Origin of the sequence: Mesomycoplasma ovipneumoniae SC01, assembly GCF_000218525.1 — a bacterium.
Lineage (GTDB): Bacteria > Bacillota_I > Bacilli_A > Mycoplasmatales > Metamycoplasmataceae > Mesomycoplasma > Mesomycoplasma ovipneumoniae_A.
Genome location: NZ_AFHO01000030.1, coordinates 1 through 13,528 on the forward strand (window position 1 = coordinate 1; position 13,528 = coordinate 13,528).

At 30.4% G+C, this 13,528-nt stretch carries 6 protein-coding genes; 5 read left to right on the top strand and 1 reads right to left on the bottom strand.

Annotated elements, in window-relative coordinates; genetic code table 4:
* The first annotated feature begins 97 nt into the window (after positions 1 to 97).
* The 5 genes from MOSC01_RS0103900 (at position 98) to MOSC01_RS04475 (ending at position 11,339) form a co-directional block, all read left to right on the top strand.
* On the top strand, positions 98 to 1,285 hold the full coding sequence (locus tag MOSC01_RS0103900) for an endonuclease/exonuclease/phosphatase family protein (protein ID WP_010321483.1): 1,188 nt from the start codon (positions 98 to 100) through the stop codon (positions 1,283 to 1,285).
* 36 nt (positions 1,286 to 1,321) lie between these two features.
* Positions 1,322 to 1,972, top strand: a complete 651-nt coding sequence (locus MOSC01_RS0103905; RefSeq protein ID WP_010321484.1) for a phosphotransferase — start codon at positions 1,322 to 1,324, stop codon at positions 1,970 to 1,972.
* A 181-nt stretch (positions 1,973 to 2,153) separates the two neighbouring features.
* Positions 2,154 to 4,073, top strand: a complete 1,920-nt coding sequence (locus MOSC01_RS0103910; RefSeq protein WP_010321485.1) for a DNA gyrase/topoisomerase IV subunit B — start codon at positions 2,154 to 2,156, stop codon at positions 4,071 to 4,073.
* A 731-nt stretch (positions 4,074 to 4,804) separates the two neighbouring features.
* Positions 4,805 to 7,870 carry a P97 family adhesin gene (locus MOSC01_RS04370; protein WP_010321486.1) on the top strand — a complete coding sequence of 1,022 codons (3,066 nt, stop codon included), beginning with the start codon at positions 4,805 to 4,807 and terminating at the stop codon, positions 7,868 to 7,870.
* A 25-nt stretch (positions 7,871 to 7,895) separates the two neighbouring features.
* Positions 7,896 to 11,339 (top strand): P110/LppT family adhesin N-terminal domain, encoded by a 3,444-nt coding sequence (locus tag MOSC01_RS04475; RefSeq protein WP_010321487.1) that lies wholly within the window; start codon positions 7,896 to 7,898, stop codon positions 11,337 to 11,339.
* A 725-nt stretch (positions 11,340 to 12,064) separates the two neighbouring features.
* On the opposite strand, the gene MOSC01_RS0103925 is transcribed toward MOSC01_RS04475, so the two are convergent.
* A complete protein-coding gene (locus MOSC01_RS0103925; RefSeq protein ID WP_010321488.1) occupies positions 12,065 to 13,213 on the bottom strand; it encodes an amidohydrolase family protein in 1,149 nt (382 codons plus the stop codon).
* Between the last annotated feature and the right edge of the window lie 315 nt (positions 13,214 to 13,528).

Below are 13,528 nucleotides of genomic sequence, written 5' to 3' on the forward strand. Positions count from 1 at the left end.
TACTAAACATTTTAAATGAACTTGAGTTAAAAAAAGTTAGTGATGCTCTAATTGAATTATCTAAAAAGGAAATTAATTAATAAAAATTTAATCTAAAATGAAAAAAACTGTTTTATTGCCGCTTATTCTTGTAGGATCAGCCGCTGCTATTGGTGCTGGTGCATATTTTATTTATACTTCATCTACCGGAGATCAAAATGGACCCGGAATTATTATAAATGGTGATCAAAAATCACCTCAAAAAGACTTATCATCTTTGACTGATGAGACTCAAAAGCAAAACCAAAATCAAGAAAAAAACCAAGAACCTGGAAAAAATCTGGAAAAAGATAATACCCAATCAATTCGCGTGGGTTTTTGAAACGTTCTAAATTACACAAATAAATCAAAAGATCCAAACAGTGCCAAAACTTATGCTCTTGCCACTGTTATAAATTCTTCTGGAAGTGATGTTGTTGGTCTTGCTGAAATTATTTCGACCGGTGATGGGACTGATATTGTAAAAGAACTTGAAAAATTAAATCCCTCCGCTGGTTGAAAACAAATAACTACTGACAAATATGGGAAAACAAACCAACAAGAAAAATACACTTTTTTATATAAGTCCTCACTTCTTGAAACAATAAATTTTGAAGGAAAATCTAACCCTTACTTAATTCAAGACGGCAAAAATTTGACATGAGCTCGCCCGGTTGCTGCTGTTAAATTTCAAACTAAAACTAATATTAAAAATGATTTTACTTTAGCTATTGGCCATTTTGATTCTCCTGGTGCAAATAATAATCGTAAGGAAAAGTCTGATTCTGAAGCTTCTAAACAAGGTGAACAAGAAGCAAATGAAGCTCGTGATTTAGTTAATGTTTTAACCCAAATTGACGAAAAAGATGGTCCAAATAACGAGATAATCTTCATGGGTGACACAAATATTCGCGGTGAAAATGCCGAAAAATTATTTAAGTCAACATTAGTGTCATACCGTTCTCTCCTTGATAAAGATGAAAAAACAACTTTATCTACTAAAAATTTTGGCGAATATGCAAATTCTTATGACAAAATTTTTTATAAAGGCGATTTAAAAACAAAAAATGCACAAAAATACGACTTATTTCCAATTTTTGAGAAAAATGTAGTCGATTTAGAAAAATATGACCAAATGCGCAAACAAGATAAAAAATCAGCAAATTATAAAGCTGGCGATCCAAAAGATATAAAAAGAATTAGGGGAATTTCAGACCACACAATGGTTTATTTTGACCTTGAATTAAGCGAATCTGATAAAAATTAAAATAGATCATCTTTTTCTAATTAATCAAAAAAACCTATGAATTTCAGCGTTTTTCCACAAAATATTAGTGCATTGATAAAAAATCCAACCTTAATTTACTGTGGTTTACATAATTGTACTTTTATAGCTTTTTACCAAGACCAAAAAGTGCAAATTCGAATAGCAAAAAATAATTTTGTTGATTGACAAAATGAAGAAAATTTCATTCAAAATGATCCAAATTTTCTCTTTTACCAAAAGGGAAATTACATTAAAAAATGGATTGAAGGACAAATTTTAGATTCAGAAAACTTAGATTTTTATATTAAAAAGTTATTCACTGAACTTTCAAAGTTTCACCAACAACATAATCAAAAAATTACGAAATTTGATTGACAAATTGACGAAATTAACGATGAAAAGTACAAAAAACTAGTTCAAAAATATCAATTTGACCCTCAAGTAATTTGTCATAATGATTTACAGTTTAAAAATATTATTGTTTCTAAAACCAATCTTTATTTTATTGACTTTGAATGAGTTAGGTACAATGACCCTTATTTTGATTATGTTTCTTTGCATCTAAATTTAGGAATTTCAGCTGATAAAATCATTGAATTTTTTGACCTGAGCACTGAGAAATTCAGTGATTTTATATATTTATACAAGATTTTTACAAACTTTTGAAATAAAAAGTGGTATGTTTAGCATTAATTTTTGGCAACCTCTTTTTATAGGTAAATTTAAATTTTTAAGCTGATTTTGATAGTGTTTCTTCTTATTTTTTAACTTATTTTTAAGACTATTAATTAAAAAATAAGTTAAAAAGACTTACGTTTTTTGCTTTTTATGGTAAAATTTTAACGTAACTTGTCGGAGAAAAAATATAATGTCAAAAGATTATCAAGCTGAAAATATTGTTGTTTTAGAAGGTTTAGAAGCTGTTCGCAAAAGACCTGGAATGTATATTGGTGGAACTGGAATTAACGAATTACACCATTTAGTTTGAGAAGTTGTTGACAATGCTGTTGATGAAGCGCTTGCTGGTTTTGCATCTAAAATTATTTTAACAATTATAGATGATAATACAATAAGTATTGAGGATAACGGGCGTGGAATTCCAGTTGGAATTCATCCAAAACATGGTGTTTCGGCTGCCGAAGTTGTTTTTACCGTTCTTCATTCAGGTGGAAAATTTGATGGAAAATCCTATAAAGTTTCAGGCGGACTACATGGAGTTGGTGCCTCAGTTGTTAATGCCTTAGCTAAAAATTTAAAAGTTTATATTAAACGTGAAGGCAAGTTGTGGTTTCAAGAATATGTAAATGGCGGCCAAAAACTTGGCGATTTGAGTCCAATTGCTGACTTGGAAAAAAATGAAACAGGAACAACTATTATTTTCCAGCCTGATTTTGAAATTTTGGAAAAAAACAATTTTCAACTTTTAACAATCGTAAATCGTATTAAAAACACAGCCTACTTGACTCAAGGAATTGAGTTTGTAATTAACGACAAAAGAAACGGATTTAATCAAAGTTTTTGCTATAATGGTGGAATTCGTGATTATGTTTCTGATCTTAGCAAGGATTTTGAGAAAGTTAGTGACAAAATCATTTATGCTGAAGGTGAATTTGAGCATAATGATGAAATTATTAAAATCGAAGTTGCCCTAAATTATATTAGTGAAGATCATGAGCAAATTAAATCATACACAAATAATATTCACAATATCGAAGGTGGAACTCACGAACTGGGACTATCAGACTCGCTTTTAAGAATTCTAAATAATTATGCAATTAATAATAAATTTATTAAATCTGAAGCAGATAAATTTGACAAACAAGATATAAAAGACGGTCTAATTGCAATTATTTCTGTCAAACATACAAACCCTATTTTTGAGGGTCAAACAAAAGCAAAACTAAATAACAAAGAAGTTCGTCCGCTTGTAAACAAAACTCTAAGCACTGTTCTTGAGCGGTTTTTAGCAGAAAATCCAGAAAATGCCGATAAGATCATTAAAAGAAATCTGCTAGCTCAAAAAGCAGCCCGTGCCGCTAAGTCTGCTCGCGAAGCAGTAAAGCGTAAATCAGCCTTTGATGTAGGAACGCTCCCTGGAAAACTTGCTGATTGTTCAACAAAAGATCCCCAAATTGCCGAATTATATATAGTTGAGGGGAACTCAGCTGGCGGGAGTGCCAAAATGGGTCGTGATCGTAATTTTCAAGCAATTTTACCTTTACGAGGAAAAGTGATTAACTCACAACGTTTTCAACTTGAAAAAGTTTTGCGCAATGAAGAAATTATTTCAATGATCACCGCTTTTGGTACTGGGGTTGGTCCTGAATTTAATATTAGTAAAATTAGATACCAAAAAATTATAATAATGACTGATGCTGATTCAGATGGATCTCACATTCGTTCATTACTTTTGACATTTTTGTTCCGTTATTTTAAAAAGTTAATTGAATTTGGCTTTGTTTATATTGCAATTCCACCACTATATAAAATTTCTTACAACAAAAAGATCGAATATGCTTATAATGATGCTGAAAAAGAAGCTATTTTAAGTAAAATTAGTGGCGAAAATCCTAAATTTAATATCCAAAGATACAAAGGACTTGGAGAAATGAATCCTGAACAACTTTGAGAAACAACAATGGATCCAAAAACCCGTCGTATGACACAAGTTCAAATTCATAATATCCAAGAAGTAGCACAAATTTTTGACTCACTAATGGGCACAGACGTAACTTTGCGTAAAATTTTTATCGAAGAAAATGCCCAATATGCAAAAATTGACGTTTAATTTTTGCATATTATCAAAAAAAGATAAAATTTTAACTCAAAAAGCAAAATTATAAAATATTTAAACTACTTTTTTTAGTTAAAACACTGGCAAAAATCAATTTATGGATAAAATAACAAAAATCACAAAAAAATACAACTACTATTTAAACTCAATGTAAATAGAAAACTCGTTTTTATTAAATTGAGCCTAAAAAAATATATGAAGTTTTGAAAGAACAATAATTAAAAGCCATAAATTTGTAGATTTCTAAACGGTTAAATTTAAGGCATCCCATCATATTCAAAAATATAATGGATAATTCGCATTTTCTGATTTTTTTACAACAAAAACATAACTAATTCCTCCCTAATTCAATATCAAAATTTATTAATTCATTCTTAGTGAGGTTTATTATAACATAATTTTTTCTTAGACCAAGCATTTTTTTTTTTTTTTTTTGCAAAAGGTTAATTTTAAAATAATAAAAATTAAGATTTTAGCGAAAAAAACACGGATTTACCGGTATTTTTTCGTATTTAGATTCACTAAAAAGTGAATTTTTGCCATCAAACGGGGAAATTCGGAATAAAAACTAGAAGGTAATTTTTTCTAGTTTCTATCTTTTTTTTTTTTTTTTAGTTGAAAATTTTGAAAATTAGTATAATTACTATATACTATTATGAAAATAAACTTAGTTTTTAGTTTAAACTATTTGTTTTTTTATTTTTAGCATAACATAGGAGGTTTCTATGAACAAATTATCAAAATCCAAGACCCTTTTATTGGTGGGGACTTCGGGACTTATTGGAATTGGTGTTATCGGGCTGACAATCGGTCTTACAGTAAATATAAAATATAATGCCGAAAATCCAAGAACTCAAGTAAATCAGTTTGCATCTCGTGTTTCAAATTTGGCCTTTAATTTAGGTGCTTTTCACGCTGACTCAGATTATAATGCTGTAAAAACAACACTTTTAGATGGAAACAATAAAATTAAAAATGCCGAAAATGCGCTTGAATCCTTTTCTTTTTTTGAGAAAAAGGATGGGAATTTAGAAAAATTAGACTTTTCTGACTCAGAATTTTCTGATGCAAAAATTAGCTACCAAATTCTAGAAATTCTCCCAGATGATGCTAACCAAAATTTTAAAGTCAAATTTCAAGCTACTCAAAAATTACAAAACGGCGATGTTGCAAAATCTGACATTTATGAACAAGTTGTTTCTTTTGTCAAAGAATCAACTATTTTAATTGCCGAATTTAATTTTTCCTTACAGCAAATTACCAACAGACTTAGTGAGCAAGTTAAAAATTTAGTTTCTGCTAGAGTCACAAATTTCAACGACCAGAATGTAGCTACTTCAAACCCAACAGATCCTAGCACAATTAGACCAGTTGATTTTCAGCATGATTTAAATAAATCAAAAGACTCAAAAGAATTTGCTGCAAAAATTAGCTCATATTTTCCTTCACTTACTAATTTATTAGTTCAACTCAAAAGTTCACAAGAAAACAAACTTCCAAATTCAATTGATACAATTTTTGATTTTGATTTTGCGCGTGATAGGTCAAATGGTCAATTTGTTAGCCTTCAAAATCAAGTTCCTTCATTCTTTTTACAAGCAACTCTTACTTCAACTGCTAGACAAATGCTTGACTCAAGCTCAAGTTTTGCTCCGGTAGTAAGTGCGGTTAAATTAGAAAAAAGCAATAACAGCTCTTATTTTTTAGATTATTCAGATTTTTTTGATAATTTAAGTTTGAAAAATTTAACAAAAACAGACTTAAAGTCAAGCATGAGCGACAAACTTGCCGTTGAATTTTTAGGTCAAATTAAATCTGGATTTTTTAGCGATCCAACTCAGCGTTCAGAAAGTGCAAAGTCAGAAATTTTAGAACTTTTAGGCGACAAAAAACTTGCTTTTGATTTTGGAAAGTTTGGTCAAAAATTTAAAAACCACAACACAAGCGAGACTCTTAAAGTTTCTTTTGATCCTTTAGAAGCAAAAATTGATGCAACTGATAAGACTAAAGTTTTAATTCCTTATTCAATTTCAGTCAATAATCAATTTTTCATGCCAAGCAATTCTTCTTTCGAAATTAGTCAAAAAACTGGAACTCTAGAAATTAGCGGACTTAAGCAATTAGAAAGCTTAGGTCAATTAAATAGCGACATTTTTAAAAAGCGCTTTTTTGAAGAACTTGGAAAAGATAACAAACAAAAACAGGCAGTTTTTGAACAATATGGACTAGGAATCAGATCATCTTCACGCAAGGTTGCAAAAGAAGAAATTGAAGCTCTTTTTGGAACCAGTCCAAAAACCAATGAGATTCGCAGTATTTTAGAAAGTAATTACGATTTAGACTTTGGACCTTATGTTTCTTTATTAGACTCTTGAGTTGGAAAAATTAAACACCCAAGTTTATCAGAAATTCAAAGACTAACTAAAGACGAGACTCAATCAACTAGAACTGCAGGAGTTTCAAGTATTGAAACTCGTAATTTTTTCCGTGACGGACATCAAGTTGCTAGTTTTTTCCAAGATTTACTGACAAAAAATAGAAAAACCCTCCTTGAAACACTTTTTGAACTAACCAAAAGATGAGGGCTTATTGCTGAAGCAACCCAAATACCTCAAAGTCTTTTAAATTCTAAAGACAATATGTTCGAAGAAGCAAATAAAATTAGTTTAACTTCTTCAGGCGAAATCAAAAAACTTTCATTCAATAGTTTATGAAGAGATACCGAAGGTATCGGTTTTTATGGAACTTTGGCTCTGCCAACAAATATTAAAACTGAACTTGGAAATAAAAAAGATGACTCATCAATTTTTGACTATCTAAAAAATCAAAAAGTAACAACTAAAGAATCAAGCGAGACTACAGCTAATACAGAAGAATATGCAAAATTTGAAAAATTTGGTGATGTTTTATCAGCATTTTTCCTAAAAGCTGGTCAGTTTGACAACTTTAAGGCTTGGGCAAAACTTGATGACAATTTAAAATATACACTTGAATTTGCCAAAGAAGCTGAACAAGAAAAAGATGTAGTTTCTACAAAAATTACTGAATTAGGGCAAGCGCAAAAAGCGGAAGGTGCTCAAGACCAAGGTAAAAAAGCGGAAGGTGCACAAAACCAAGGTAAAAAAGAGCAAGTTTTACCTATTAAATTTAGCTTCAAACTCGAATCCAACGACGGAAGTATATTAAATGTTAAAACTCCAGAAATAAAAGTATTTCTAGAGCTCGAAGATGAAGCAATCTATAAAAGTAGAAAAGAAATTAACGAACTAGATAAAGCCGTTGTTCAACTTCAAAACCAATTTAGAGAAACCAGTCTTGACTCAACTAAATTTTCAAGTTTAACTTTCCCAAAGAAAGCTGAGGGAGCTCAGAATCAAGGGAAAAAAGCAGAAGGGGCGCAGAATCAAGGCAAAAAAGAGGACGAAAATAGCCTTACAAGTTATCTTCCTGAATTAGGAAAAAAAGTTGATGAATACCTCTCAACCCATTTTAAAGACAAAAATTATAAAACTCTAGTTGAATCAATTACTGACTCATTTGACAAAACTACTAAAAGTCTACTTTTTGTTTTAACAAAAGATAGTTCTAGTGCGGACGCAAGTTCATCTTCATCTTCAAGTTCAAGTTCATCTTCATCTTCATCTTCAACTTCAACTTCAACAACCCCTCAACATAGATCAACACTAAAAGTTAGAATTACTGTTAATAAAAAACCTGATACCACCTCAACAACAACCTCACCAGCACCAGCAGCAGCACCAGCGGCAGCGCCTGTCAGTAGCAGCAGCTAAATAATATTCAAAATAGGAGAACAAAATGAAACTATTAAAAAAGCCTTTTTGATTAGTATCAACAATTTTAGGATCAGCAATTGCATTAAGCGCTGTTATTGGGATCCCATTAGGTCTAAAAGCATATAATAATTCTTATTATTCATTTTTAAATGAAAGTCCAACAGAGCACACACTTGCAAGTACAGGTAGTGTTTCAAACGAACAATTTAATACAATTGTCTCAGATTTAAAACTTAACCCAAATATTGCTAATATTTCAGCAAAAACTGCCCTTGCAGCGGCCAAAAGTAGACTTTATCAATTTGACTTGAGTTCAAGTTTTGATTTTGGCGATCTAAAATCAAAAAACTATCAAATTAGTTTTAATTTTGAAAATGCTGTTGCTGAAGGTAATTCAATTAAAAATGTTGTAGTTTTTGCCCGTTCAGAAAAAGACCAAATAACTTACTCAAGACAAATTGAACTTAAAGGTTTTGCGGCTAGCGATCAAGCTAGTGGTGATCTTGATAAATTTCAAGTTGATGAATCTAAATCTTTTATTGATGTATCAAGAAGCAATCTTTTACAAGCAGAATTTCAAAATAAACTAGCAACCAATTTCCAAAATTCAACAAGTATTTCCAATAATTTTTCAAAACTTGAAAGCACACTGGCTTCTTCTGGGGCTAGTCTTAGTCTTTATAATTCTTTAGATGAGCCAATTTTCTTGGATAGTAATTATAGTCTTGAAGCTGTTGTTGACTCAAAAAACCAATTATCTTTTACACAAAAAGACAAAAAATTATTTTTAGAACTTAATTTAGTTAACAAAAAAGATAACAAAACTAAAAAATTAAGTCTTGAAATTCGTGGTTTAATTGATCCTGAAGAGTTCAAATCAACTCTAGCAGCTTGACTTCAAGATCATTTTAGTTCAAACATTAAAATGAAACAAGATCTTCAAGAAGCGCTAATCAAAGATAAAACCACATTAGTTGATTTTTTATACAATCAAAAATCAGGAACAAATACTGCGACTATTATTCAAAAACCAGTTAGTGAACTTTTCGAAATTGATTTAAGCCACTTAAATCCAAGAACAAAATTTGGAACTTTTGATCTCAGCAAAATAGATGCAAAACTTTTAGAGACAACCAAAATTAGCCAAGCAGATCAACAAACACTTCTTAAAGATAAAAAAGTTCGTTTTGAATTTGATATTGACTTTAGTCGTCAAGGCAACGAATTTGGACAAAAAACAACTGTTTATTTTGATGTAGTTGTTGATTTAAATAAATACGAGCAAGCTTTAGGACAACTTCTTGGATCAGTTAATTCAGTTCAACAATTTAGTCTTGCAAGTCAAACCGGACCAAGAACACTTTCAACTAATGAAATTAAAGAAATAGTTGACAAACTTTTTGAGCTAGCAAAAACTACAACCAATTTAGAAGAACCTAGCGATGAAGTTGTTACAAATGTATTTTTACTTGACAATGGTAGATACCCAACAACAAGTGAAATTGCAACATCAAAAGAAGAACTTAAAAAAGTAATACAAGAAGCTAAATCAAAAGCTAATTCAACTAGCACACAATCTGTAAATGTTTCTAATTTTAATGATGAAGGATCAGGTGCAACTACTGATTCAGCGAGCAGTTCAGCTTCATCTCCTGAGTCAACTCCAGCTCCAGCCCCTGATTCAACCCCTACTCCAACTCCTGAATCAGCAAAAATTGGGACTAATGTTTGGACAACAATAAACACAGCTTCAATTTATGGTCTTAATGATGCAAAAGTTGAATACCAAATTAAAGCTCAAGAAGATCACCAATTAGTTTTTAACTTTAAATTAGTTTCAAATGATGATGAATCAAGAGTTCTTGCTTCTTCCAAAATTGTTGTTAATAATGTTATTAATTCTGATAAATCAGCATATGATATTATTAAAAAATATAATCCTTCCTTATTTTTAGACCCAGTTAGTTTAGAAATTAATGAAAAAGGTGGCAAAGTTAATTTATTTGACCCCGAAAACAGAAGACTAGCTTTCCAATCTGAAAAAGCAAGAAGAACTGCCTCCGGACTTGAGCTTACAAAACCTTTAAAATGACAAAATAATCAAGCTGAAGCAGCCAAAGCTGAGGAAGCAAAAACTGAAGCGACAAAAACAGAAGCAACTAAGCCAGAGGCATCAAAAACAGAAGCGACTAAAGCTGAAGCGACTAAGCCAGTAGCTACCAAACCTGAAGCATCAAAAACAGAAGCTACTAAAACTGAAGCAGCCAAACCTGTTGCTGCAAAACCTGAAGCAGCGAAAACTGAAACAATCCAACCAGTGCCTCCAAAACCATTTTCACGTGTTGATTCAGGTGCGGTTTATTTAGCTTTTAGCGCCAAAGGTATTTCTGATGGAAAACAACACTATCTTTTGTCAGACAAAGACGGAAAAGGGATTTTTATCCAAAAACTTGATTCAAGTGACGGTCAAAAACCGGTTTATGTCATCGGAATGGATTATAAACAATTTGCAAATTATGTTTATTTTAAACATCTTTTAGGGAACAAAAAACTCGGAACTCATTCTTATATTCAATTTTTTGGTGGTTCTCCTGATTCTTTAAAAATAGTTGACAAAAAACAAGTTCTAATTGCGTCAGGAATTTCTAGAAAAGATACAGCCCAAACAAATAGCCGTCTTACTAATCCAGCTCTCAAACAATCATCATACTTATTAGGGTCATGACCCGCCGAGATGAAGGAAGGGACTTCTCAAAGAGCCGAGCTTTTTATTGACGAACCGGCTCAACTAACAGTTCCAACACTTGGTGACATTCCGAATAACGTCTATTTTACCCAATCATTTTTCTTACCAAAAGATGCTGATATTGAAAAAAATAATAATTTAATTGAAGAAGATGCAAATCTTTTATTAGAAATAATAAAAACACCTTTTTTAATAACTATAAGTTTATATTCTTCAAATAGTCAGGATCCTAAAAACTACAAAGAAGTAGGTGATGTTATTTATAATATCGACCGCGGTTCAAGAACCCCAAGTCCTTTCCCAAACTTCTTTAATTTAGATTGAGCACAAATAGGTCCAGTTGAACCAGCACCAACAACTCCAAAAGAACCAGCACCAACAACTCCAAAAGAACCAGCACCTACAACTCCAAAAGAACCAGCAGCAACAGCTCCAAAAGAACCAGCACCAACAACCCCAAAAGACCCAGCACCAACAACTCCAATAGAACCAGCACCAACAACTCCAAAAGAACCAGCACCAACAACTCCAAAAGAACCAGCTCCTACAACTCCAAAAGAGCCAGCGGCAGAGGCAGCTACCGAGTCTGGTAAATCCCAATCTACAATTACATTAAAAGCTTTTGCTGTTTTTGATCATCCTGATTTTACAAATGGTAAAACTTCTAGTGCTCGTCAAGAAATAGTTGATGCATTTATTAACACTTACATTAAAAAATAGTTTTTATTAAAGTTATCAAAAAAACCTATGAATCCATAGGTTTTTTTGATTTTTAAGAAAGAAAAACCTACTAAATTAATCAAATAAAGTAAGCTAAAAAAGTAAAATTATAAAATGTTTAAATTACTTTTTTAGTTTGAAACACTGACAAAAACCATAAAAAAAATACAACTACTATTTAAACTCAATGTAAATAGAAAACTCGTTTTTACTTACATTGAGCCTAAAAAAATATATGAAGTTTTGAAAGAGCCATAATTAAAAGCCTTAAATTTGTAGATTTCTAAACGGTCAAATTTAAGACATTCCATTAAATTTAAAGCCATAATGGAAAAATGGCATTATCTGAGTTTATTGTGCAAAAAACATAACTAATTCCCCCCTAATTCAATATCAAAATTTATTAATTTATTCTTAGTGAGGTTTATTATAACTTAAAATTTTTTTAAACCAAGCATTTTTTTAAAAATTTTTTGCAAAAGCTTAATTTCAAAACTATAAAAATTAAGATTTAAAGTCAAAAAACACGGATTTTAGGGCATTTTTTCATATTTAGATTCACTAAAAAGTGATTTTTTGCCATCAAATTGCCAAACTCATGAGTTAACCAAAAAAACCTATAAATCCATAGGTTTTTTTGGTTTTTGACAAGGAAAAAGCTAAAGATTATAAAAAGTAACTTAAACTCTTTATCTCTTAATTTATTCTTTAGCAACAAAAATTTTTTAAAAATCACTGTAAATTTGACCAAAAATCACTACTATCTTTAGATTAAAATCATCATCAACAATAACAAAATTTGCCTTTTGTCCAATTTTGACTGTCCCAAAATAATCTAAAAGATTGTGGGCTTTTGCAACGTTATATGAAGAGCAAAAAACAATTTCTTGTCATGAAAGTTTAAGATTTTTCTTTAAATTTTTGAGAATACTAAGATAACTCATGCCACTTCCGGCGATTTGTTGTGAATTTTTCAAATAAAATAAATCGCCTTTTTTCTCAGTTTCTAAGTTTCCTAAATTATAAAATCCGTCTTTAAGTCCTTTTTGGGCAAGTGAATCTGAAACAGCAATTCAATTTTCCTTTTTAAGATTTTTTATTGTGAACTTTAATGTTGAATTTCTAATATGAAGTCCGTCAGTAATTAGCTCAACAAGAAAATTTCTAGGTAATTTTGATTCAAAAATTAGGTTAGTAAGTGATTGACTTCTGTGGTCAAAGTTAGAACTGCCATTAAAAAAGTGAGTAAATCTGCGGTAGTTTTTTAATTCATGATCTTTTTCAAAGTCAAAACAATTTGAATGGCCAATTGCAAAATTAATTGATTTATGATAAAAATCAATTAATTTTGCCGAGTTTCTTTCAGGGGCAATTACAACTGTAATTTTTTTAGCAAATTTTTTTGCTAAAAATTCAAAATGAAAATTTTTAGCCGGAATAATTAGGTTTGGATCATGAGCACCCTTTTTTTCAACAGAAATAAAAGGTCCTTCTAAATATCAATTTAGCAAAAAATATGGATATTTTTTAAGTAAAAAACTAAAAAATTCAGAGTTCTGTTGAATTTTAGACCAAGATTGAGTAACTGTTGCGCCAAAAATAGCCGCTACACCTTCAAATTTATGTAATTTTTCTTTGTATTCTAGAAAATTTTTTTCTCAATCTGAGCTAGAAAAATCATCAAATGAAAAACCATAACCACCATGAGTGTGCGAATCGATAAAAGCTGGTAACAAAATGTTATTTTTGCAATCAATACCTTCAAAATCGGTATTTCCACGGCCTAAATTGACAATAGTGCCGCTCTCATCTAACTCAATTCAGCCAAAAAACTCTTCTAAATGACTTATAATTCTTAAATTTTTGTATAACATTTTTTAAATTTACCTTTATTTTTAAGCTATTTTTAAAACACTTGAATTTTTTAAATAATTGTATCATTATTTAAAAAATTAGTAGAAAAATTAACAAAAGTCGCCCAATCAATATCACTGATAAAAAATTAGTTGTTTGAATTTTTTCTACTAATTTAGTTTTGTTTTGTGACTTTTCTAACTTTTTTTGGCAAAAGTTAATTACCTATTTTAAAACACTGGCAAAAATCAATTTATGTGTAAAATAACAAGAACATAAAAAATACAACTACTATTTAAACTCAATGCAAATAGAAAACTCGTTTTTATTTGCAT